General features: G+C 63.3%; 23 protein-coding genes. 12 read left to right on the top strand and 11 right to left on the bottom strand.

Going from position 1 to position 23278, the window contains the following annotated elements; all coding sequences use genetic code 11:
• Window positions 1-21: 21 nt before the first annotated feature.
• The gene (locus ACLEJU_RS01405) at window positions 22-1032 is read left to right on the top strand and encodes a DUF4917 family protein (protein WP_435422155.1); all 1011 of its coding nucleotides are present in this window, start codon (window positions 22-24) and stop codon (window positions 1030-1032) included.
• A gap of 40 nt (window positions 1033-1072) precedes the next feature.
• Here the strand turns inward: ACLEJU_RS01405 and ACLEJU_RS01400 are convergent, their stop codons facing one another.
• The 4 genes from ACLEJU_RS01400 to ACLEJU_RS01385 form a co-directional block, all read right to left on the bottom strand.
• Window positions 1073-1561, bottom strand: coding sequence for a helix-turn-helix transcriptional regulator (locus tag ACLEJU_RS01400; protein WP_435422156.1), 489 nt, complete (start codon window positions 1559-1561; stop codon window positions 1073-1075).
• Window positions 1562-1563: 2 nt separating this feature from the next.
• Complete coding sequence (locus ACLEJU_RS01395; protein WP_435422157.1) at window positions 1564-1815, bottom strand: hypothetical protein; 252 nt, start codon at window positions 1813-1815, stop codon at window positions 1564-1566.
• Window positions 1816-1993: 178 nt separating this feature from the next.
• Window positions 1994-3208, bottom strand: a complete 1215-nt coding sequence (locus ACLEJU_RS01390; protein ID WP_435422158.1) for a class I SAM-dependent methyltransferase — start codon at window positions 3206-3208, stop codon at window positions 1994-1996.
• Between the two features lie 73 nt (window positions 3209-3281).
• Complete coding sequence (locus tag ACLEJU_RS01385; RefSeq protein ID WP_435422159.1) at window positions 3282-3899, bottom strand: TPM domain-containing protein; 618 nt, start codon at window positions 3897-3899, stop codon at window positions 3282-3284.
• A gap of 188 nt (window positions 3900-4087) precedes the next feature.
• On the opposite strand from ACLEJU_RS01385, the gene bglX reads away from it, so the two are divergent.
• The 4 genes from bglX (at window position 4088) to ACLEJU_RS01365 (ending at window position 11150) form a co-directional block, all read left to right on the top strand.
• The gene (bglX, locus tag ACLEJU_RS01380) at window positions 4088-6379 is read left to right on the top strand and encodes a beta-glucosidase BglX (RefSeq protein ID WP_435422160.1); all 2292 of its coding nucleotides are present in this window, start codon (window positions 4088-4090) and stop codon (window positions 6377-6379) included.
• 109 nt (window positions 6380-6488) lie between these two features.
• Complete coding sequence (locus tag ACLEJU_RS01375; protein ID WP_435422161.1) at window positions 6489-8246, top strand: sensor histidine kinase; 1758 nt, start codon at window positions 6489-6491, stop codon at window positions 8244-8246.
• On the top strand, window positions 8240-9574 hold the full coding sequence (locus ACLEJU_RS01370) for a sigma-54-dependent transcriptional regulator (RefSeq protein ID WP_435422162.1): 1335 nt from the start codon (window positions 8240-8242) through the stop codon (window positions 9572-9574). Before ACLEJU_RS01375 ends, ACLEJU_RS01370 begins: the two co-directional genes overlap by 7 nt.
• A 256-nt stretch (window positions 9575-9830) precedes the next feature.
• Window positions 9831-11150, top strand: coding sequence for an MFS transporter (locus ACLEJU_RS01365; protein WP_435422163.1), 1320 nt, complete (start codon window positions 9831-9833; stop codon window positions 11148-11150).
• Between the two features lie 51 nt (window positions 11151-11201).
• On the opposite strand, the gene ACLEJU_RS01360 is transcribed toward ACLEJU_RS01365, so the two are convergent.
• Window positions 11202-11954 carry a COG4705 family protein gene (locus ACLEJU_RS01360; protein WP_435422164.1) on the bottom strand — a complete coding sequence of 251 codons (753 nt, stop codon included), beginning with the start codon at window positions 11952-11954 and terminating at the stop codon, window positions 11202-11204.
• 354 nt (window positions 11955-12308) lie between these two features.
• Here ACLEJU_RS01360 and ACLEJU_RS01355 point away from each other — a divergent pair, with 354 nt between their 5' ends.
• Entirely contained in the window at window positions 12309-12596 is a 288-nt protein-coding gene (locus tag ACLEJU_RS01355) for a hypothetical protein (protein WP_435422165.1), read from the top strand.
• 101 nt (window positions 12597-12697) lie between these two features.
• Window positions 12698-13303: a flavin reductase family protein gene (locus ACLEJU_RS01350; RefSeq protein ID WP_435422166.1), complete on the top strand. Its 606-nt coding sequence runs from the start codon at window positions 12698-12700 to the stop codon at window positions 13301-13303.
• Here the strand turns inward: ACLEJU_RS01350 and ACLEJU_RS01345 are convergent, their stop codons facing one another.
• The gene (locus tag ACLEJU_RS01345; RefSeq protein ID WP_435422167.1) at window positions 13304-13570 is read right to left on the bottom strand and encodes a hypothetical protein; all 267 of its coding nucleotides are present in this window, start codon (window positions 13568-13570) and stop codon (window positions 13304-13306) included. It lies immediately after the preceding gene.
• Between the two features lie 12 nt (window positions 13571-13582).
• Entirely contained in the window at window positions 13583-13876 is a 294-nt protein-coding gene (locus ACLEJU_RS01340; RefSeq protein ID WP_103449332.1) for a putative quinol monooxygenase, read from the bottom strand.
• 201 nt (window positions 13877-14077) lie between these two features.
• Between ACLEJU_RS01340 and ACLEJU_RS01335 the strand changes: the two genes are divergently transcribed.
• Window positions 14078-14998, top strand: coding sequence for an AraC family transcriptional regulator N-terminal domain-containing protein (locus ACLEJU_RS01335; protein ID WP_435422168.1), 921 nt, complete (start codon window positions 14078-14080; stop codon window positions 14996-14998).
• Between the two features lie 116 nt (window positions 14999-15114).
• Here ACLEJU_RS01335 and ACLEJU_RS01330 read toward each other — a convergent pair whose 3' ends face one another.
• Window positions 15115-16752 carry a 5-guanidino-2-oxopentanoate decarboxylase gene (locus ACLEJU_RS01330; RefSeq protein ID WP_435422169.1) on the bottom strand — a complete coding sequence of 546 codons (1638 nt, stop codon included), beginning with the start codon at window positions 16750-16752 and terminating at the stop codon, window positions 15115-15117.
• A gap of 129 nt (window positions 16753-16881) precedes the next feature.
• Here ACLEJU_RS01330 and ACLEJU_RS01325 point away from each other — a divergent pair, with 129 nt between their 5' ends.
• Window positions 16882-17757 (top strand): LysR substrate-binding domain-containing protein, encoded by an 876-nt coding sequence (locus ACLEJU_RS01325; protein WP_435422170.1) that lies wholly within the window; start codon window positions 16882-16884, stop codon window positions 17755-17757.
• Between the two features lie 12 nt (window positions 17758-17769).
• Here ACLEJU_RS01325 and ACLEJU_RS01320 read toward each other — a convergent pair whose 3' ends face one another.
• On the bottom strand, window positions 17770-18384 hold the full coding sequence (locus tag ACLEJU_RS01320; RefSeq protein WP_435422171.1) for an NAD(P)-dependent oxidoreductase: 615 nt from the start codon (window positions 18382-18384) through the stop codon (window positions 17770-17772).
• 28 nt (window positions 18385-18412) lie between these two features.
• Window positions 18413-19288, bottom strand: a complete 876-nt coding sequence (locus tag ACLEJU_RS01315; protein WP_435422172.1) for an MBL fold metallo-hydrolase — start codon at window positions 19286-19288, stop codon at window positions 18413-18415.
• A gap of 102 nt (window positions 19289-19390) precedes the next feature.
• Between ACLEJU_RS01315 and ACLEJU_RS01310 the strand changes: the two genes are divergently transcribed.
• Both ACLEJU_RS01310 and ACLEJU_RS01305 read left to right on the top strand, forming a co-directional pair.
• The gene (locus ACLEJU_RS01310) at window positions 19391-20299 is read left to right on the top strand and encodes a LysR family transcriptional regulator (protein ID WP_435422173.1); all 909 of its coding nucleotides are present in this window, start codon (window positions 19391-19393) and stop codon (window positions 20297-20299) included.
• Between the two features lie 44 nt (window positions 20300-20343).
• Window positions 20344-20517: a hypothetical protein gene (locus tag ACLEJU_RS01305; protein WP_165837344.1), complete on the top strand. Its 174-nt coding sequence runs from the start codon at window positions 20344-20346 to the stop codon at window positions 20515-20517.
• 19 nt (window positions 20518-20536) lie between these two features.
• Here ACLEJU_RS01305 and ACLEJU_RS01300 read toward each other — a convergent pair whose 3' ends face one another.
• Complete coding sequence (locus tag ACLEJU_RS01300) at window positions 20537-21406, bottom strand: isocitrate lyase/PEP mutase family protein (RefSeq protein WP_110636008.1); 870 nt, start codon at window positions 21404-21406, stop codon at window positions 20537-20539.
• A 353-nt stretch (window positions 21407-21759) separates the two neighbouring features.
• Here ACLEJU_RS01300 and ACLEJU_RS01295 point away from each other — a divergent pair, with 353 nt between their 5' ends.
• Window positions 21760-23211: an MDR family MFS transporter gene (locus ACLEJU_RS01295; RefSeq protein WP_435422174.1), complete on the top strand. Its 1452-nt coding sequence runs from the start codon at window positions 21760-21762 to the stop codon at window positions 23209-23211.
• Window positions 23212-23278: the final 67 nt, after the last annotated feature.

Genomic DNA, 23278 nt, shown 5'->3' with positions numbered 1-23278 from the left:
GCACCACCGAACGGACCGCACATGCCAGCTCTCGACGCCCGCCTCGCCTCTTGGCCAGACCTCAACCAGCGCCACCCGTGTACAGCCCTGCTGCTGGGCAACGGCGCCAGTCGCGCGCTATGGAAACCGTTCGGCTACTTCTCGCTGTACGAGGAGGCCCAGCGCGCCGGGCGCAAGAAAGGCCTGGCGATCAGTGACCAGGCCCTGTTCAAGTCGCTGGGCACCGAGCTGTTCGAGCCGGTACTGAGCACCCTCAACCACACCGTGCGCGCCAACGCCGCCCTGGCCATCAATTCCACCGCGCCGCTGAACCGCTACTATTCGATCAAGGAAGGCCTGATCCACGCCATCCGCACCCTGCACCTGCCCTGGCCGCTGGTGCCAGCCGCTACCCTGGCGTCTATCAACCAGGCCCTACGCGAATACCGCAGCGTCTATACCAGCAACTACGACCTCATCCTGCCCTGGGCCATGCAGCACAATCCGCAGGGCTTCGCCGCGCTGTTCGACGACCAAGGGTTCTTTGACATACGCCGCACCCGCAGCGAAGGCACCCGCGTATTGCACCTGCATGGCGGCTTGCACCTGCTCAAGCTGCCTGACGGCAGTACCCGCCAGCGCAGCGCCGACAGCGCCGAGTTGCTGGACGGCTTCGCCGTGAACATTCCCGGTGAAGTGCCGTTGTTCGTCAACGAAGAACGCAGCGACGAGAAAATGCGCGCCATCCGCAACTCGGACTACCTGGCCTGGGGGTTGGGGCAGCTGGCACAGGAAAGCCAGGGCATGTGCCTGTTCGGGCAACATCTGGACGGCACAGACCAGCACCTGGTCGACGCCGTTCGCCAGGCACGACCGGCGCATCTGTCGATTGCCATCCGGCCGTTGAGCGAGGCATCGGTAATCAATCAGAAGCAGCACTTTGTCGAGCGGTTCGGGGATATGGCCGGGACTGCGCTGCACTTTTTCGATGCCAGTACGCATCCGCTGGGGTTGGAGAAGTTGGCGATCGAGGTGGCGTCAGCGCGTCGCTAATAGCCGCGCTCAACTAGCTTGCAAAGGCTGGGTTTCGCACTCAACCGAAAACGCGCGCATGTGCACGGGAAACATTGACGGACATGGCTACCCGAGCCAGATCCACAATGTCCTGACCGATCGCGTAACTTCCCCGCGCCTGCAACCAGATCAGCACATCCGCAAGATGCCACAGCGATGTACTGCCTTCATGAATTGGTGTAGGGAAACTGTACATATGCGAAAGCATCAACTTGCGCATGTTTTGCCGTGAGACACCGATGATTTCCGCTACGTCGGTGAGCCCTACCAAGTCGGGTGTCGCTTCGATCAGGCGGGCACCGGGCACTGCTTTACGTACATCACTCAGCGCACTTTCAATGGCTTCCATGGCAGAGGGCGCTTCGCGCACAAAAGCCAGTGCCAGGCGGCCTGGCTGCCCAACTCCCACCATTGCATCATCACAGCCTGCCTCGGCCAGACGCTCCAGCATCACATCGACGTTTTCGTCTTCGATCAGTTGATACTTCAGGGTGAACTCGTATTCCACTGCTACCTCTCCTTACCAGCTTTAGCCATGCTGCTGGGGCAGTTGTCCACGACGCGCCTTAGCTGACGGGCAAAATTGCCAGGGTTTGTCGGGGTGCTCCACACGCTGGTAATGCAAAACTCCCCGCAACGGCAATCGGCATCATTCAGGGGGCAGTACAGCTTGCCGCCTCCTACCACCACCCGCCATCCCTGTGACTCAGCGTGCCTCAAGGCCTGCTCGACCTCTTTTCTGGCATGACTGGGGCGTGACATCAGCTTTCTCCAGTGTGGGCTTGTGATTAGCAGGTTGTCAAATGACAACCATCGAGATTGACGAACAATCACGCCACACTACAGAACTCTCAAGGATCAAAACGGCCGCTAAATGCTCTTGGGAATTCTCCTACAAGAATGCAGGAGCAGTTCTCCAGTGCACTTCATCTTGCTGTAATCAGATCAGCTTGTCCGCCCGCAACAACGTCTCCAGGCAATGCTCCTGCACCCCATAAAACGCCTTGAGCTGCTCGATCTTCTTCAGCAATGCCGCGTTATCCCCCGCCTGCAGGCGCTTCACCGCAAGAATCATCTTGTTCTTGTTGGTGTGCTCCAGGGAGATGAACTCGAACACCTTGGTTTCATAGCCACAGGCTTCCAGGTACAGCGCTCGCAGGCTGTCGGTCAGCATCTCGGCCTGCTGCCCCAGGTGCAGCCCGTATTGCAGCATCGGCTGCAGCAGCCCCGGGCTGTGAAGTTGCGGGCGGATCTGTTTGTGGCAGCACGGCGAGCACATGATGATCGCGGCATTGCAGCGGATGCCGGTGTGGATCGCGTAGTCGGTGGCGATGTCGCAGGCGTGCAGGGCAATCATCACCTCGATGGCCTCGGGCACCACGCTGCGCACATCGCCGCACTGGAACTCCAGGCCAGGGTGTTCCAGACGCTGCGCGGCGGCATTGCACAGGTCGACCATGTCCTGGCGCAGTTCCACTCCGGTCACCTGCGCTTCTCGCGCCAAGGTGTTGCGCAAGTAATCATGCATGGCGAAGGTCAGGTAACCCTTGCCCGAGCCGAAGTCGGCCACCCGCAGGGTCTGCTCGACCGGCACCGGGGCATTGGCCAGGGCGTGGTCGAAGACTTCGATGAACTTGTTGATCTGCTTCCACTTGCGCGACATCGACGGGATCAGCACGCCTTGGGCATCGGTCACGCCCAGGTCGCGCAGGAATGGCCGCGACAGCTCCAGGTAGCGTTTCTTTTCGCGGTCATGGCCGGTATTGGCAACCGCCTCGCGTGGCGCCTGGGCGCCGTGGCGCTGGAGCATCGGCTTGCCCTTCTTGCTGAAGGTCAGCTGCACTTCGCCGTCGGCATTGAACAGGTGGGCATTGCGAAAGCTCTCCGGCAGCAGCTCGGCAACCAGCGCCTGGGCCTGCTCCAGCGGCAGGTTGCGGGTGATGTCGCGGGTCTGGTGGCGGTAGACCAGCGACAGCTGGGCCTGCCCCTTCACCAGCAGTGGCTTGGCGATGATGCGCTGCAGGGTCTGGTCGGCTCCGACATGGCGCGCCAGCACCAGCTTGACCAGGGTGTTGCCGTGCAGGGCGGCACTCAGCAGGTCGAGGAACTGGGCGCGCGCATCCGGCGCGGAAGAAGCGGAAGTACTGGCGGACATGGAAAGCGGGTGCCTCGGATAACAGGGGGCGCGTTGCGCAATGCCGCGCATTCTACACCCTGTGCCAACCAGTTCAGTCGAGAATCACCAGACGGTTGGGCAGTTCGTTGCGCGCATGGGTGCGTGGCACGTGTTCGCACAGCAACTCGCCGCACGCCTCGATGCACTCGACAAAGCCCTGCAAGGTCCGCCCCAGGCGAACCTGTTCGGCGAAACGCGCAACCAACACAGCGCGGGCCTGGGCATCGAGATGATGATCGATGCCTAGGTCGACAAGAATCTCCACATGCCGCTCGGCCTCGGCGACAAAGATCAGCACCCCTGTAGCACCTTCCGTGCCTTGCAGGTTCTGTTCGCGAAACTGCTGGCGCGCCAGGCTCGAAGCGCGCCAGCGGCGCAAGGCCGCGGGGATCAGCATGGCCGCCAGGCGCGGGCTGCGCAGCAGCAGGCACAGGCCAATGAACAGCAGCATGTTGGCAACCAGCAGCCCTCGTATGCCAGGCCAGCCCAGCAACCACTGCAGCAGGCCAGGCACGGCCAGCGCCAGCACGGCGGCCCAGAACAGTGGCAGGTAGGCATAGTCATCGGCGCGGCGCGCCAGCACGGTCACCAGTTGCGCATCGGTGCGCCGCTCGACCCGGGCGATGGCCTCGGCCACCTGGCGGCGTTCGTATTCATTGAGGGGGGTCATGCCTTCGCTCTCTATCAGCGTTCTTATAGTTGTTGTCCCGGCATTCGGGTCTTCGTCCGCGGTCGACATATTCAGGCATAATCCGCCGCTGGAAGCATCACCCGCGAATCGTACAACAATAGCCGCCTGAAAACTTCGGCCGCGCGCGTATCACCGTGGATACGGCAAAGGCCTCGACAATGGAATTGATGATGAAACTGTCTTTGCTGGGCCTGGCCATGGGCCTTGCCAGCCAGGCGGCCCTTGCCGCCCCTACCGCCCCGCCCCTGCAGGACAAGCAGGCGTTCATCGACCACCTGATCAGCCAGATGACCGAGGCTGAAAAGATCGGCCAGCTGCGCCTGATCAGCATCGGCCCGGAAATGCCCCGCGACAAGATCCGCGAAGAAATCGCCGCCGGTCGCATTGGCGGTACGTTCAACTCGCGCACCGCCCCCGAGAACCGGCCGATGCAGGACGCCGCCATGCGCAGCCGCCTGAAGATCCCGATGTTCTTCGCCTACGACACCATCCACGGCGAGCGCACCATCTTCCCGATCGGCCTGGGCCTGGCCGCCAGCTGGGACATGGACGCCATCGCCAAGGTCGGCCGCACCTCGGCCATCGAAGCGTCGGCCGACGCCCTGGACATGACTTTCGCGCCCATGGTCGACATCGCCCGCGACCCACGTTGGGGTCGCACCAGTGAAGGCTTCGGCGAAGACACCTACCTGACCTCGAAGATCGGCCAGGTAATGGTCCGCTCGTTCCAGGGCAGCAGCCCGGCCAACCCCGACAGCATCATGGCCATCGTCAAGCACTTCGCCCTGTATGGCGCGGTGGAAGGCGGGCGCGACTACAACACGGTCGATATGAGCCTGCCGAAGATGTACAACGACTACCTGCCGCCCTACCGCGCCGCGCTCGACGCCGGTGCTGGCGGGGTGATGGTGGCACTCAACTCGATCAATGGCGTGCCGGCCACCTCCAACACCTGGCTGATGAACGACCTGTTGCGCAAAGAGTGGGGTTTCAAGGGCGTGACCATCAGCGACCACGGTGCCATCCAGGAGCTGATCCGCCACGGTGTCGCCCGCGACGGCCGCGAAGCCGCCAAGCTGGCGATCAAGGCCGGCATCGACATGAGCATGAACGACACCCTGTACGGCGAAGAGCTGCCAGGGCTGCTGAAATCCGGCGAAGTGACCCAGCACGAGCTGAACCAGGCCGTGCGCGAGGTGCTCGGTGCCAAGTACGACATGGGCCTGTTCAAGGACCCTTACGTACGCATCGGCAAGGCCGAAACCGACCTGAAAGACTATTACGCCGAGAACCGCCTGCACCGCGACGCCGCCCGTGACGTGGCACGCCGCAGCCTGGTGCTACTGGAAAACCGCAACCAGACCCTGCCACTGAAAAAGGCCGGCACCATCGCCCTGGTCGGCCCGCTGGCCGATGCTCCGATCGATATGATGGGCAGCTGGGCCGCCGACGGTAAGCCGATGCACTCGGTCACCGTGCGCGAGGGCCTGCGCCGTGCGGTCGAGGGCAAGGCCAAGCTGGTGTACGCCAAAGGCTCCAACGTCACCGGCGACAAGGCGATCCTCGACTACCTGAACTTCCTCAACTTCGATGCACCGGAAATCGTCGATGACCCACGCCCTGCGGCCGTGCTGATCGATGAAGCGGTCAAGGCCGCCAAGCAGTCCGATGTAGTGGTGGCCGTGGTCGGTGAGTCCCGTGGCATGTCCCACGAGTCGTCGAGCCGCACCACCCTGGAAATACCGGCCAGCCAGCGCGAGCTGATCAAGGCCCTGAAGGCCACCGGCAAACCGTTGGTCCTGGTCCTGATGAACGGTCGCCCGCTGTCGATCAGCTGGGAGCGTGAGCAGGCCGATGCCATGCTCGAAACCTGGTTCTCCGGTACCGAAGGCGGCAACGCCATCGCCGATGTGCTGTTCGGCGACTACAACCCGTCGGGCAAGCTGGCCATCACCTTCCCGCGTTCGGTCGGGCAGATCCCGATGTACTACAACCACACCCGCATCGGCCGGCCGTTCACCCCAGGCAAGCCGGGCAACTACACCTCGCAGTATTTCGAAGAGCCCAACGGCCCGCTGTACCCGTTCGGCTATGGCCTGAGCTACAGCAGCTTCGAACTGTCGGGCCTGACCCTGTCGAACAAGGACCTCAAGCGTGGCGATACTCTGGAGGCCAAGGTGACGGTGAAGAACACCGGCAAGCTTGACGGCGAGACGGTGGTACAGCTGTACCTGCAGGATGTTTCGGCGTCGATGAGCCGTCCGGTCAAGGAACTGAAGAACTTCCAGAAACTGATGCTCAAGGCCGGTGAGTCGCGGACCTTGACCTTCCGCATCAGCGAGGACGACCTGAAGTTCTACAATGGCCAGCTGCAGCGGGTGGCCGAGCCTGGCGAGTTCAATGTTCAGGTCGGGCTGGACTCCGAGGCGGTGCAACAAAAGAGTTTCGAGCTGTTGTAACTAGGTTGGCCTTCTTCGCGGGCAAGCCCGCTCCTACACGCCCTCTGTAGGAGCGGGCTTGCCCTGCGAATGGGCCGGGCCTGATATCCCCATCACCCGGATCCGCCCCATGCCCTTTTCCTTTCGCGCCCTGCGTCTGGGGCTGATCACCCTGCTGATCGTGCTTGGCACCGCACTCAGCGCCGGCTGGGCCATGCACCAGGCCAAACGCCAGGCCATGGAAGACGACGCCCGCCGCGCCAGCCAGCAGCTCGTGCTGTACGCCAACGCCCTGCACACCCTGATCGATCGCTACCGCGCCCTGCCCGCCGTGCTGGCGCTGGACCCAGAGCTGATCGAGGCCCTGCGCGGCCCGGTCAGCGAACAGGTGCAGCACGCGCTCAACCTCAAGCTCGAGCGCATCAACGGCGCCGCCAACTCCTCGACCCTGGAGCTGCTCGACCGCACCGGGCTGGCCGTGGCCGCCAGCAACTGGCGCCTGCCGACCACCTACGTCGGCTCCAACTACGGCTTTCGCCCCTACTTCAAACAGACCCGCAACCTGGGCAGCGGCCGCTTCTACGCGGTGGGTGTGACCAGTGGCGTGCCGGGCTATTTCCTGTCCAGTGCGGTCAACGACGAGCACGGGCGCTTCCTCGGTGCCATGGTGGTGAAGCTGGAGTTCCCCGAGCTTGAGCGCGAGTGGCGCCAGGGCAGCGACATCCTGCTGGTCAGTGATGCCCGCGGGATTACCTTCATCGCCAATCAGGACGGCTGGCGCTACCGCGAGTTAAAGCCGCTCAGCGGCGCCGATCGCGCCGAGCTCGGCGAGACCCGCCAGTACGACAAACAGCCGCTGGTGCCGCTTCAGCATCAGATACTGACCCGCTTCGCCAACAACAGTCACCTGAGCCGCGTGCAGGGCCCCGATGGCGCTGCCGAATACCTCTGGGAAAGCCTGCCGCTGGAGGGCGAGGACTGGACCTTGCACCTACTGCGCAAACCCCAGGTCGAAGCCGCTGGCCGCAACGCTGCACTGGGCGCCGCCGCCGTGTGGCTGAGCCTGGTGTTCGCCGCACTGTTCGTCAGCCAGCGCCTGCGCCTGGCCCGCCTGCGCCAGCGCAGCCGCGAAGAGCTCAAGCGCCAGGTCGAGGAACGCACCCGCGAGCTGCGCACCGCCCAGGAGGGCCTGGTGCAGTCGGCCAAGCTGGCCGCGCTGGGCCAGATGTCGGCGGCCATGGCCCACGAGATCAACCAGCCGCTGACCACCCAGCGCATGCAACTGGAAACCCTGCGCCTGCTGCTCGACCACGGCCGCTACGACGATGCGCGCAAGGCCCTCGAGCCACTGGAACAGATGCTCACGCGCATGGCCGCGCTGACCAGCCACCTGAAGACCTTCGCCCGCAACAGCCCGGTCGGCCTGCGCGAACGCCTCGACCTGGCCACCGTGGTCGACCAAGCCCTGCACCTGCTGGACACCCGCATTCGCAGTGAGGAAGTCGAAGTGGCCCTGTACCTGGCACGCCCGGCCTGGGTCCGGGGCGACGCGATCCGTCTCGAGCAGGTATTGATCAACCTGCTGCGCAACGCCCTCGACGCCATGGCCGATAAACGCTACAAGCGCCTGGAAGTACGTATCGAACCGGAGCACGAGCAGTGGCGCCTGAGCGTGCTGGATTCCGGCGGCGGCATCGCCGAAGCGAACCTGGCCAAGGTCTTCGACCCCTTCTTCACCACCAAACCGGTGGGCGAAGGCCTGGGGCTGGGCCTGGCGATTTCCTATGGCATCATCGTCGAAGCCGGCGGCCAGTTGCACGCCCAGAACCTGCCGGGCGGCGCCCGCTTGAGCCTGACCTTGCCCCGTGACCTGGAGCCTGTATGTTGAATTCGGTGATCGTCGTCGATGATGAAGCCAGCATCCGCACTGCGGTCGAGCAGTGGCTGAGCCTGTCGGGCTTCAGTGTGCAACTGTTCGCGCGCGCCGAAGACTGCCTGGCCCAGCTACCCGCGCACTTTGCCGGGGTGATCATCAGCGACGTACGCATGCCAGGCATGGGTGGCCTGCAACTGCTCGAACGCCTGCAGGCGGATGACCCGGACCTGCCGGTGATCCTGCTGACCGGCCATGGCGATGTGCCGATGGCGGTCGAGGCCATGCGCAACGGCGCCTACGACTTCCTCGAAAAGCCCTTTACCCCGCAGCACTTGCTGGGCAGCCTGCGCCGCGCCTTGGAGAAACGGCAGCTGGTCCTGGAGAACCGCCGCCTGCATGAACAGGCTGACCTCAAGTCGCGCCTGGAAACGACCCTGCTCGGCATGTCGCATGGTTTGCAGCAGCTTCGCCGGCAGGTGCTGGACCTGGCTAGCCTGCCAGTGAATGTGCTGATCCGCGGCGAAACCGGCAGCGGCAAGGAGCGCGTGGCGCGCTGCCTGCACGACTTTGGTCCGCGTGCCGACAGGCCGTTCGTCGCGCTCAACTGTGCGGCCATCCCTGAGGCACTGTTCGAAGCCGAACTGTTCGGCCACGAAAGCGGTGCCTTCACTGGCGCCCAGGGCAAACGCATCGGCAAATTGGAGTACGCCAACGGCGGTACGGTGTTCCTCGATGAGATCGAGAGCATGCCGCTGGCCCAGCAGGCCAAGCTGTTGCGGGTGATCCAGGAGCAGAAGCTGGAGCGGCTGGGGGCCAACCAAAGTATCAGCGTCGACCTGCGCATCATTGCCGCAACCAAGCCCGACTTGCTCGAAGAGGCCCGAGCCGGGCGTTTTCGCGAGGATTTGGCCTATCGCCTGAACGTGGCGGAACTGCGCCTGACGCCATTGCGTGAACGGCGTGAGGATATCCCGCTTCTGTTCGAGCATTTCGCCCGTGCGGCCGCGGCCAAGCTGGGGCGCACGGCGCCAGCACTGAGCGGTGCGCAACTAGCGCAGCTGCTGTCCCATGACTGGCCGGGCAATGTGCGTGAACTCGCCAATGCGGCGGAGCGGCATGCCCTGGGGTTGGGCTCGCCGAACATCGAAGTTGCGCCTGCCGGACAGTCGTTGGGTGAGCAGATGGAAGCGTTCGAGGCCCAGTGCCTGCGTGCGGCGTTGCGTCAGCATGCGGGGGAGATCAAGGCGGTGATGGAGGCCTTGCAGCTGCCTCGACGCACGCTGAACGAAAAAATGCAGCGCCACGGTTTGGTCCGAGAGGCATTCGTCGAACGGGAATAGGCGGAAATCCGCTTATCGGCGAATCTTGATAGGCGAAAATCCGCTTATTTCTGTGAGATCTCGGGGTTGCTGTGCAGCCCTTCGCGGGCACACCCGCTGCCACAGAGAACTGCGCCGCGCCAAGTAACCCGCGGCTCCTGTGACATTGCAACGCCCCCATTTGGATCGTTACGCACCCATTTGGCACACCTTCTGCAATTGCCCTGGCAAGCTGCGCTTCGGCGCGCTCCACAAAAACAACGAGAAGGTATCCCTGATGGATAACGCCACCTCCCTGCCAGCCGGGGCGGCCGACACGCCCGCCGCTGAAAAAACCACCGCCAGCCGCCTCAAGTCGATCTTCAGTGGTTCCATCGGCAACATGGTCGAATGGTACGACTGGTACGTCTACGCCGCATTCTCGCTGTACTTCGCCAAGGCCTTCTTCCCTGCCGGCGACTCCACCGCCCAACTGCTCAACACCGCCGCGATCTTCGCCGTGGGCTTCCTGATGCGCCCGATCGGTGGCTGGCTGATGGGGCTCTACGCCGACCGCAAGGGCCGCAAGGCCGCGCTGATGGCTTCGGTGCTGCTGATGTGCGCCGGTTCCCTGGTGATCGCCCTCACCCCAGGCTATGACACCATCGGTGTCGCGGCGCCGGTCCTGCTGGTCATCGCACGCCTGATGCAGGGCCTGTCAGTGGGCGGCGAATACGGTACCTCGGCCACCTACCTCAGCGAAATGGCCAGCAAGGACCGCCGTGGCTTCTTCTCCAGCTTCCAGTACGTGACGCTGATTTCCGGCCAGCTCATTGCCCTGGCAGTACTGATCATCCTGCAACAAACCCTGACCACCGAGCAGCTGTACGCCTGGGGCTGGCGTGTGCCTTTCGTGATCGGTGCGCTGTGCGCAGTGGTTGCCCTGTACCTGCGCCGCGGGATGGAAGAAACCGCCTCTTTCACCAAGAAGGAAAAGGCCAAGGAAAGCCTGATGCGCACCCTCATGCGCCACCCGAAGGAGCTGATGACCGTGGTGGGTCTGACCATGGGCGGCACCCTGGCCTTCTACACCTACACCACCTACATGCAGAAGTACCTGGTCAACACCGTGGGCATGAGCATCAGTGATTCGACCACCATCTCGGCGGCCACGCTGTTCCTGTTCATGTGCCTGCAGCCAGTGATCGGTAGCCTGTCCGACAAGATCGGCCGTCGCCCGATCCTGATCGCTTTCGGCGTGCTCGGCACCCTGTTCACCGTACCGATCCTCAGCACCCTGCACACCATCCAGACCTGGTGGGGCGCGTTCTTCCTGATCATGGCGGCGCTGATCATCGTCAGCGGCTACACCTCGATCAACGCAGTGGTGAAGGCCGAGCTGTTCCCCACCGAAATCCGCGCCCTGGGCGTCGGCCTGCCGTACGCGTTGACCGTGTCGATCTTCGGCGGCACCGCCGAGTACGTGGCCCTGTGGTTCAAGAGCGCCGGCATGGAAAGCGGCTTCTACTGGTACGTCACGGCGTGCATCGCCTGCTCGCTGCTGGTGTATGCGACCATGAAGGACACCAAGCAGCATTCGCGGATTACTACTGACTGATGGTGATACCGCATGAAAAAAGGGCGCCCTATCAAGGGCGCCCTTTTTGCTTCAGGACATCTCCAGCACCTGACGCGGCTCACGTTTCTGGTACCAACTCGCCATCAGCACCAGCACCAGCAGCACGCCCCCCAGCACAGCGGAAGAACCGATGGTGCCGAAGTCCAGCCCGCCCTTCTCGTGAGGCTTGGTCAGGACGTCGCCAAGGGTCGCGCCGAACGGACGGGTCAGCACGAAGGCCACCCAGAACAGCACCACACCCGGGATGCGCGTCCAGTAGCGGGCCAGTACCACCAGTGCGATGGCGCTGCCGACCAGCAGTGCACCACCGGCAAAACCCAGACCCGAGTCGTCCGCCAGGTAGTCGCCCAACGCGGTACCCAAGGTGTTGGAAAACAGGATCGCCACCCAGTAGAAGATTTCACCGGTGCGGTTCTTGATGCGGGTAACGTCGAGCGGGTTGCCGCTCAGGCGCCAGACCAGGAAGGTCAGCAGCAGGATACCGATCAGGATTGCCGAGCCTGCGGCATAGCCCAGGCCCAGGGTGCGGTCCATGAAGTCGGACATGGTGGTGCCGGCGGTGCTGGTGGACAGGATCACCAGCCAATACAGCATCGGGTGATAGCGGCGCGAAAACAGCTGACCGAACAGGGTCACCAGGAACACGCTGATCAGCATCATCGAGCTGACGGCATAGCCAACGTTGAGGGTCATCGACAGCAGATCACCGGCTGTTTCGCCAAGGGTGGTGGCGCAGATCTTCATGACCCAGAAGGCCAAGGTGATTTGCGGAAGTTTGTTCATTGTTTGCCGCTCCGGAATTGAGTGCGGCGATGGTGCTGAGAAGGGCTTGAAAAATCGGTTGGCGATATATGAAAAAAGCGTCATACGCTGTTACAAATTAAGATTTTTCATTCTTAACCACCGATTAATCCTACTCCCTCAATCTGCAATGGCTGGCGAAGCATTGCGCTCGCCTTGGGTTCGAAGCACCTCATAAAGAGGCATCGGCACCTGCTGATAGTCACAGCGCTCGGCCAAATACATCTATTAATTAGATTTTTAGGCGCTATTTTTTGCGCTTTTTAATCAAATTAATCGGCGTAGCATTAAACCCATAGAAACAAATAACCTCTCGCACCCAAAGGAGCAACGACCATGAAAAGCAAACTGATCCTCACCCTGGCCCTCTCGGTATTCGCTGCTGGCGCATTCGCCGAAGATGGTTTCGACCGCACCAACGCCCACACCTTCGCCGCTGCCCAGACTCAATCGGCCAGCTACGCAGAAGACGGCTTCGACCACACTGGCGCTCAACGCTTCGCTGAAGATGGCTTCGATCACACCGGCGCCCAACGCTTCGCCGAAGATGGCTTCGACCACACCAACGCCCAACGCTTCGCCGAAGACGGCTTCGACCGCACCAACGCCCACCGCCTCAGCTGATCCCTGTTGCGCGCTACCAGCCCGGCCTCGGCCGGGCTTGATCATTTTCAGGCGGACAAAGGCTTGGCACACTAGGCACTTCGTTCCCAGGATGCTGGCAGATGTACTACTACGAACCCGCCAAAGGCCACGGCCTGCCCCACGACCCGTTCAACGCCATCGTCGGCCCGCGCCCGATCGGCTGGATCTCCTCGCAAAGCCAGGACGGCCAACTGAACCTCGCGCCGTACAGCTTCTTCAACGCCTTCAACTACATTCCACCAATCATCGGTTTCTGCAGCGTCGGGCGCAAAGACAGCCTGAACAACATCGAGCAGACCGGCGAGTTCGTCTGGAATCTGGCGACCCGACCACTGGCCGAGCAGATGAACCAGAGCTGCGCGGCCGTCGCCGCCGATATCAGCGAGTTCGAGCTGAGCGGGCTGACTGCGGTGCCATCGAACATCGTCAAAGTGCCACGCGTGGGCGAAACGCCGGTGGCCTTCGAGTGCAAGGTGAGCCAGATCGTCCAGCTCAAGCGCGCTGATCAGGAACTGGTGCCTAGCTGGCTGATTTTGGGTGAGGTGGTGGCGGTGCACATAGCCGAGCACCTGCTGAAGAACGGCATCTACGATACCGCTGCCGCCGAGCCGATACTGCGTGGTGGTGGCCCGGCGGATTACTTCGAGTTGGGCAACCTGTTCAAGATGGCTCGCCCACAGGCCTGATCACCAGATCAGTTCGCCTTCCTCGCCCACGCCGTGCAGGCGTGCAAGCTCGGCGCAGGCGGCTTCGTCAGCCGCCACGGCGCTTTTGAACACCTGCTCGTCGAGTACCTTGTGAAAGCGCGGCGCGCCGCCCATGCCCAGGGCCTTGACCGCGATGGCGGCGTTATAGCCACCGCCTTCCACCGGGACCATCGCCGAAACCGCTTCGAAATGCGGGAATTCCCTACGTGCCATGTTGCCATCCGCCTGTTGATCGAGGGGCGGCATTCTAACCGTGTTTCAATCGAAGGTATGCAGGTCGAGGCTGCTGACGACCTGTGCCTGAACCAGCTCGCCGAACACATTGAGGGTGGGTGAAGCGAAATAGCCACTCATCGCCTGCTGATCCTGCCAGCTGCCGCTGAGCAGCCACAGGTCGGCGTCGGCCTGGGAGCGCTGCACGGTGAAGCTCAGGCAGCCCGGGGTGCGCAAGGATGGCTCCAGCAGGTCGCGCAGGCGGGCGCCGAGTTCTGCGGAACGACCGCTGCTGGCGCGGATGAAAGCCAGATGGGTGACCGGTTGTCGTAGGGTCATTGCACGATCTCCTTGAAGCAGGCGGGCGGAAAACCAGGCTGCCAAGGTTAGGGGCTGGCACGCGCGACGCGTTAGGCCATTACTGCTCACCGATTGCCTGATCCTGCACTGCGGCAGGATCAGGCAATCGACGTGCAGCTTTCGACTAGCGCCCGCCATTGCCCAAACCTATGCTGCGTCGGTCAGCAGAGGAAAGCCATCATGACCACCGCCCCGTCCATCGACCCGACTCTGGAAGTGCAACGCCAGGAACTGGCCGAGCTGATTCGCAAGCACGCTGGCGAGCCTCATGGCCCCGCCTCGGCCATCGACGACCTGTATCTGGTGCGCTACACCGAGGACGTTCGTTCGGTACCTACCTTGGCTCAACCGGCGCTGTGCATCCTGGCGCAGGGCAGCAAAAGCCTGTTCCTCGGCGACGAACAATACGCCTACGACCCGTTGCATTACATGGTGGTATCGGTGACCTTGCCGCTGAGCGGCGTGAAGCTGGACGCCAGCCCGGAAAACCCGAGCCTGGGCATCCGCATGGACCTCGACCCAGCCGAAATCAGCCAGCTGATCGCAGAAAGCGGGCCGATGCTAGTGCCCAACCTGCCCTCCGGCCGTGGCCTCTATGTGGAACGCACCGACCCGCAGCTGCTCGACGCGTTGCTGCGGCTGGTCCGCTTGCTGGACACACCGCGCGACATCGGCATGCTGGCGCCGCTGATTCGTCGCGAGATTCTCTACCGCCTGCTGCGTGGGCCGCAGGGTTATCGTCTGTACGAAATCGCCCTGGCCAACAGCCAGACCCACCGGGTGTGCCAGGCTATCACCTGGCTCAACCAGAATTATCAGCAGCCGCTGCGCATCGAGGACCTGGCCCGCGAAGTCAACCTCAGCACCTCGACCCTGCATCACCGCTTCAAGGCCGTGACTTCCATGAGCCCGCTGCAGTACCAGAAGCAACTGCGCCTGCAGGAGGCGCGGCGGCTGATGCTCAACGACGGCCTGGAGGCGGCGGTGGCGGGCTATCGGGTAGGGTACGAAAGCCCGTCGCAGTTCAGCCGCGAGTACAGCCGGCTGTATGGCGCACCGCCGATTCGAGATGTGGCGCGGTTGCGCGCCAGTGCCGGTTGAAAAATCGCGTGAACCTGCACCGGCTTTTTCGCGGGTAAACCCGCTCCCACAGGATCACCACATTCCTGTGGGAGCGGGTTTACCCGCGAAGAGGCCGGTGCAGGAAAAAACTTATCTCACTCCACCACTGAAGCCTGCCACTGGTTCTGATCGACCTGGATCAGCGTCGGCCCCTTGCGCTCCACCGCCCGTCCCAGCGCAGCCTGCAGTTGCTCGACATCGGCCACATGCTCGGCATCGGCACCCAACGCCCGCGCCACGCCGATGAAGTCCGGGGTATGAATGTCCACGCCAACCGGCTCGATCGCCCGGTTGACCATGTACTTCTTGATCTCCTCGTAACCCTGGTTGTTCCACAGCAGCACGATCATCGGCACCTGCGCCTCTACCGCGCTGGCCAGTTCCGGCAGGGTGAACTGCATGCCGCCATCGCCAATCAGGCAAACCGCTGGCGCACGCTCGGCCGCTTGCTCGGCGCTGCCCAACCAGGCACCCATCGCCGCTGGCAATGCATAGCCCAAAGTGCCGTAACCGGTCGAAGCATTGAACCAGCGGCGCGGCTGATCCATGTCCAGGGTCAGGTTGCCGGTGTACACCGGCTGGGTCGAGTCACCGACCAGAATGGCGTTGGGCAGGCTTTGCAGAATGCTGCTCAGCAGGCGTGTCTGGCTCAGCGTCGGCTGGTCCCAGCCCGTTGCCAACGCTTCGCGCAGGCGCTGTGCGCGGGCAACGCCCCAGCCCTCGGCACACACCGGTGCGGGTAGTTGACGCAAGGCCTCAAGCAGAGATTGCGCAGCCAGTTCGGCATCCGCCACCAGCGCCAGCTCCGGCAGGTAGTTGCGCACGGTCTGGTCCGGGTCGATGTCAATGCGCAGCAGGCTGCCAGGAATCTTGAAACCGCCCTTGAAGGTCACGTCATAGTCGGTCTCGGCCAGTTCGGTGCCGATCGCCAGCACCACATCGGCCTCTTCCACCAGCTCACGGGTGGCGACCAGCGATTGGGTCGATCCAATCTGCAGCGGGTGACTGGCTGGCAGCAGGCCTTTGGCGTTGATGGTCAGTGCCACCGGTGCCTGCAAGTGCTCAGCCAGCAGCCCCAGCGGTACACCCGCAGCCAGTGCGCCACCACCGGCGAGGATCAGCGGCCGGCGGGCATTGGCCAGGCGTTCGGCCATGGCGGCTACGGCCTGGGGAGCGGCACCTGCGCGGGCACTGCGCACAGGGCGGCCGGGCAGCAGGTGGTCGGCGGGCTCCACCAGCACGTCCAGCGGGATTTCGATATGCACCGGGCGTGGGCGGGCGCCATCGAACACGGCAAAGGCGCGAGCCAGCACCTGCGGCAGGTCATCGGCGCTCATCAGCGTCTGCGAGAACGCCGCCACGCCCGACACCAGCACTGCCTGGTTGGGCAGCTCGTGCAGCTTGCCGCGGCCGCCCCCCAGCTGATCGCGCGACTGCACGCTGGAGATCACCAGCATCGGGATCGAATCGGCATAGGCCTGGCCCATGGCGGTGGTGATGTTGGTCATGCCCGGGCCGGTGATGATGAAGCACACGCCTGGCTTGCCACGGGTACGCGCATAGCCATCCGCCATGAACCCGGCGCCCTGCTCGTGACGCGGGGTGATGTGGCGGACCGACGAGCCCGCCAGGCCACGGTAGAGTTCCACGGTATGTACGCCGGGAATGCCGAAGACATGGTCCACGCCATAGCCTTCAAGGAGTTTGACCAATACTTCGCCGCAGGTTGCCATGGGGTTTCACCTAAGATCTTGTTGGGGAGAATCTTGTTGCAATCTGCTCCCATTGGACCCAAGGCACCGCTACCCCCACAATGCAAAAAAACACATACTAGCCATGTCCTGTAATCATGGCTCAGCGCAATGAAACGGCTACCCCCCCTGCCCGCCCTGCACACCTTTCTGGTCACCGCGCAGCACTGCAATTTCACCCGTGCCGCACAGCAGCTGCACATCACCCAAGGCGCCGTCAGCCGGCAGATCGCCGGGCTCGAGGAGCACCTGGGCTACGCTTTGTTCCAGCGCCAGGCCCGCGGCCTGAGCCTGACCCGCGAGGGCCAGGACTGGCTGCCTCGGGTACAGCAGATCTTCGGACTCATCGAACAAGGCGTGCGCGAAGTGGGCGGGCGCAGCGCCACCTTGCAGCTCAAGGCACCGACCTGCGTGATGCGCTGGCTGCTGCCACGGCTGATGGAGTGGCAGGCGCTGCGACCAGACGTGCCGGTCGAATTGACCACCACGGTGCAACACGGGGTCGACTTTCGCCGTGAGGGGTTCGATGCAGCCGTGGTCTATGGCGCTGCGCCGAACCATGGGCTGCGGGTGCGCAAGCTGTTCGACGAACAACTGACACCAGTGTGCGCGCCTTCGCTGCTGAACGGGGCGGTGCCCCTGCAGCAGATCCAGGATCTGGCCCGGCACATGCTGCTGCATCCATCACGGGATGAACATGACTGGCGGCTGTGGCTACAGGCGGCAGGTGTGGTGCTGGAGGCACAGGGGCCAAAGCAGCATTTCGAAACGCTGGACATGGCAATGGCCATGGCATCGCAGGGAACCGGGGTGGCGATTGGCGACTGGGCGCTGATCGGTGATGACTTGCGCGGGGGGCGGCTGTGCATGCCGTTTGCGCTGAAGGTAGAGACCGGTAAAGGGTATTACCTGGTGAGCCAGGCGAAGAGCCTTCCGCCAGGGCTGGGCGAGCTCATGGACTGGCTGGAAAGCCAGGCCAGTCCATGAGCTACAAACGTCTCAGTAACCGACGGTGAAGCGCTGGCGCGAGTGCGCCGGTTTCTCCAGTTCATCGAGCATGGCAATGGCAAAGTCGGCAAAGGTGATCGTGCTTTTGCCATCCGCACCGATCAGCAGATGGTCCTTGCCCAGTTTGTAGTGCCCGCTGCGCTCGCCTTCGACGAATTCCGCCGATGGCGACAGGAAGGTCCAGTCCAGTGTCGGCTCTTGGCGCAGCACATCGAGAAATTGCACCCCGGCACTGGCCTCAGCCTTGTAGGCCTCCGGGAAGTCCGGGCTGTCGATCACGCGGTGCCCGGAAGGCAGCAGCAGGCTGCCTGCGCCGCCCACCACCAGCAGACGCTTGACCCCGGCACGCTTGACCGGCTCGATGATGGCGTGGGGCTCGAGGGTCGAGAAATGCGCTGCACTGAGCACCGCGTCAACACCTGCGACCGCCTGCTGCAGGGCAGCACTGTCCTTGGCATCCAATGCCTGGGTGGTTACACCTTCGCGCCCCTGCAACTGCGATGGGTCACGGGCGATGGCCACCACACTGTGGCCGCGACGCAGGGCTTCTTCCAGCAGTTGGCTGCCAGCACGGCCGGTGGCGCCGATGATTGCGATCTTGCTCATCGAAAATGCTCCTGTCAGTTGAACGGAATTACCACTTCATTTCGCCCTTGGCGACCTTCGCGCCGAGCTCCAGCGAACTCTCATCGGCAAGCCCGGGATAGCGCTGTTTCATCGCCTCGATCAACGCGCCGCTATCCTTCGCCTTGGCCGCTTCGACATCAAACGCGCGAATGTAGCCCGCCGTGAAGCGCACGGCGTCGAGTGAGTGACTGCTCTGGCCCAGGTAATGGCCTGGCACCACCGTACGCGGTGCCAGGGTCTCGATCTTCGCCAGGGTGGCAAGCCAGTCGGCGTGGGATTTGGCCGTCTGGGTGTCGGCCATCCACACGTGGATGTTCTGCGCAACCACGACACCGCCGACCACCGCCCTGATCGACGGAATCCAGACGAAACTGCGGTCCGGTTGCGGACCATCCAGGCCGACGACCTCCAGCGACTGCCGTTCCAGCATCAGGCTGTGGCCGTGTAGCAGTTGCGGCAACACCAGCCGTGCCGGCTTGTCCGCGCCCATCTGCGGCCCCCAGTACGCCAGCTTGGCGTCCATGGTCTGGCGGATATGGGCCAGCGTGGCTGCCGAGGCGAACACCTTGGCGTCGGGGAAGGCCTGGGTCACGGTGTCCAGGCCGAAGTAGTAATCCGGGTCACCGTGGCTGATGTAGATAGTGGTCAGGCGTTTGCCGCTGGCCTGCAGGCGCTGCACCAGTTGCTCGGCCTGGGCCTTGCCGAACTGGGCATCGACCAGGATGGCCTCTTTCTCGCCACTGACGATCACCGAGCTGACCGGGAAAATGGCCTGATGCCCCGGGTTGTATACCTCGAGCTGCAACGGCTCGGCGGCCAGTGCCGGGCCGGCCAGGGTAATGCAGGCCAGCAGCAGGCCACGCAAGGGAGTGAAGAGCGACATGGTGACTCCTGCGGGATGAACGATGGGCAACAGCTTAGTTGCCCGATCCATGACAAAAAATGCGATGCTCAGACATAGTTTGTTTCTAAAATCGGGCAAATCATGGATCGTCTCAACGCCATGCGCGTTTTCGTCACCGTCGTCGACCTGGGCAGCCAGTCGGCTGCGGCAGACCACCTGCAGCTATCGCGCCCCGTAGTGTCGCGCTACCTGGCCGAGCTGGAGGAGTGGGTTGGCGCACGGCTGATGCAGCGCACCACGCGCAAGCTCAGCCTGACTGCCGCCGGCCAGGAAACCCTGCCCCGCTGCCGGCAGTTGCTGGACCTGGCCGGTGACCTGCAGGCCGCGGTGCAACAACCGCAAGATGCGCCGAAGGGTGCCCTGCGCATCAGCGTCAGTACGTCGTTTGGACAGGCGCAGCTGGCCGATGCGGTCGCCGAGTACGTGCGGCGCTACCCTGGGGTGAAGGTTGAACTGCAGATGCTCGATCGCACGGTCAACCTGGTGGACGAGCGTATCGACCTGGCAATCCGTACCAGCAACGATCTGGACCCGAACCTGATTGCCAGGCGCCTGACCGTGTGCCGCTCGGTGATCTGTGCAACGCCCGCCTACCTGCGCGAGCACGGCACACCGCAGCAAGTCGAGGAACTCACCCAGCACAACTGCCTGACCCATGCCTATTTCGGCCACAGCCTGTGGCATTTCGAAGTGGGCGGCCAACAGATCGCCGTGCCGGTGCAAGGCAACATCAGCGCCAACGAGGTCATGACGCTGCAGAACGCAACGCTGGCAGGTGCCGGCATCGCTATGCTGCCAACCTACCAGGCGGCCACGGCCCTGCGCAGCGGCGCTCTGGTGCGGCTGCTGCCGGAAGCGCGGCCACGGGAGCTGAACCTGAACGCGGTCTACACCTCGCGCAAGCATATGCCGGCGACCTTGCGCAGCATGCTGGATTTTCTGGTGCAACGGTTCAGGGACGAACCGGAGTGGGACCGGGACTTGTATTGACTATGCTTAGCGTGTCACCTGTGCAGTAACAGGAGGTGAGCACCATGGGCATCAAGTCCAGAAGAGTCGCCATGGTCATGGCCCTGACCGCGGTCGCAGCGCTGTATGGCTCGGCCTGCTGGCGCGCCGAACTGCTACGCAGCCAGCCCAGTGCGGCCAACCGTTGCGAGCAGGAACACTGCGTGCCCCACACCGCAACCTTGAGTGCCGTCCGTTAGTTGATTGGCACCACGCCAATCACTCCTCGACGCTCATGTACTCCTTGGCCCAGCGGATGTAGTCCTCAGGCTGGGTGTAGGTGTGCGAGAGCTCGGTGGCGCTGAGGTTCTCGGACTTGTTCTGCTGGCCGCGCTGCAGGCGCAGGCAGTCATAGGTGGCCTTGATTGCGGCGAAGTAGGCGGCATGGCCATCGACCACGATACGCACGCCCAGGCGAGCGAGGCGCTCGTCGTCACGCAGGTTGGGGTTGGCATAGGTCACCAGCATCAGCGGCACGGTCAAGTGCTCGGCGATCTTTTCCAGCTGATCGAAATCCTTCACCCCGACCATGCAGATTCCGTCGGCACCGGCCTTCTGGTAGCTCTGGGTGCGTACGATGATTTCCTCGGTGGTGAGCACGCCGGCATTGGTCCGGGCGATGATCGACAGCGACGAGTCGACGCGCGCTTCCAGGGCCGCACGGATCTTGCCCACGCCCTCTTCGACCGAGATCAGGTCGGTGGACTTGCGCCCGAACTGGGCAGGCAACAGGGTGTCTTCGATGGTCAGCGCAGCCACACCGGCGCGCTCCAGTTCGATGACCGTGCGCATGACGTTGAGCGCATTGCCATAACCGTGGTCGGCATCGGCGAGCACCGGCAATTGCGCCACGCGGCCAATGCGGGTGGCCTGCTCGACGAACTCGCTCAAGGTGATGAGGGCGAAGTCCGGTGCTGCCAGCACCTGCAACGAGGCCACCGAACCGCCGAGGATGCCGACTTCAAAGCCCAGGTCGGCAGCGATGCGTGCCGACATCGGATCGAACACGGAGGCGGTGTGATAGCAGGAGCCTGAAGCGAGCAGCTCGCGGAAGGCAAAACGCAGATCTTGATGGGAAGCCTTGGGCATGATCACTCCGCTTATATATGTAGAAAATGAACGGTTGCTACCGACCCCTGAATCGGGTCTACCTGACCTGTTCCAACCGTCGCCATCTGGGCGGTCATGCTCGACATGCAGGCAGAGGAATAAAAGGTGTGGGAGACAGCGGAGCACGAGCCTGCGGCAAAATGCTGCACCAAGCTGGTGCAGGCCGCGGCTTACAGCCGCTGTGGCATACCAACGATATCACGCGGCCATGCAGCGCTGGATGAATGCGCCAATGCCGATCTTGCATAGGCGATGCAGATAGTACATAGGAAGCTACCTAACTCGGGTTACAATCCGGCTATTCGCGTCGCCCTTCCAGACAAGGTACCCCCGTGACTGCCGCCCTGCCCCCGACCGTCCTGCGCAACGTGTTGACCGCCCTGATGCTGGCGATCTTCCTCGGTGCCCTAGATCAGACCATCGTCGCCGTCTCGCTGCCGGCCATCTCGGCCCAGTTCAACGATGTCGGCCTGCTGGCCTGGGTGATTTCCGGCTACATGGTGGCGATGACCGTGGCCGTGCCGATCTACGGCAAGCTCGGCGACCTGTATGGCCGGCGACGCATGATCCTCACCGGTATCAGCCTGTTCACCCTGGCCTCGATCGCCTGCGCCCTGGCCCAGGACATGCAGCAACTGGTCATGGCGCGCGTGCTGCAAGGCATTGGGGCCGGCGGCATGGTGTCGGTGAGCCAGGCGATCATCGGCGATTTCGTACCACCGCGTGAACGTGGCCGTTACCAGGGCTACTTCAGCAGCATGTACGCCGTGGCGAGCGTGGCCGGGCCAGTACTCGGCGGCTGGCTGACCGAGTACCTGTCCTGGCGCTGGGTGTTCTGGATCAACCTGCCGCTGGGACTGGTCGCGCTGTGGGCGATCCGCCGCGCCTTGGCCGGCATGCCGGTGCAGCACCGTCAGGCTCGGGTCGATTACCTCGGCGCGGTGCTGATGATCCTCGGCCTGGGCAGTTTGCTGCTGGGCATCACCCTGGTCGGCCAAGGCCAGGCGTGGAGCGCACCCGCGGTGCTGACCCTGTTCGCCTGCGCCTTGCTTGGCCTGAGCCTGTTCATTGGCCATGAGCGGCGCTGCCAGGAACCACTGCTGCCCATGGGCCTGTTCGGCAACCGGGTGGCCGTGCTGTGCTGGGGGGTGATCTTCTTCGCCAGCTTCCAGTCGATTTCGCTGACCATGCTGATACCGCTGCGCTACCAGGGCATCACTGGCGCCGGTGCCGACAGCGCCGCGCTGCACCTGCTGCCGCTGGTCATGGGCCTGCCCATGGGCGCCTACACCGGTGGCCGCATGACCAGCCGCACCGGGCGCTTCAAACCGCAGATTCTGGCGGGCGCCGTGCTGATGCCCGTGGCGATCTTCGCCATGGCCATCACCCCACCGCAGTCTGGCCTGCTCAGTGCCGTGTTCATGCTGCTGACCGGCATCGCCTGCGGCCTGCAGTTCCCGACCTCGCTGGTGGGCACGCAGAGTGCAGTGGAAAGCAAGGATATCGGTGTGGCCACCAGCACCACCAACCTGTTCCGCTCACTCGGCGGGGCCATGGGCGTGGCGTGCATGTCCAGCCTGCTGCTGGCACTGCTTCAACAAGGTGGTTTCGAGTTGATGGGCAACCCGCTGCTGGGGAGCCTGAAGGCAGGTGAGGCGGACCCACACACGCAGATGAAACTGCTGGAGACGTTCCGCCAGTTGTTGCTGGGCAGTGCGGCAGTTGCATTGCTGGGGCTGCTGGCGGCCTTGGCGCTGCCGGACCGGCAATTGCGCGGCCGTTGAGAGCCGAGGGCTTGCCCTAAGGCATTAATACTCACTTAATACATGAGGGAAACACTCCCTCACAATC

Source organism: Pseudomonas sp. SMN11, assembly GCF_052041945.1.
Taxonomy (GTDB): Bacteria; Pseudomonadota; Gammaproteobacteria; order Pseudomonadales; family Pseudomonadaceae; genus Aquipseudomonas.
This window is presented reverse-complemented; position numbering and strand designations above follow the sequence as displayed.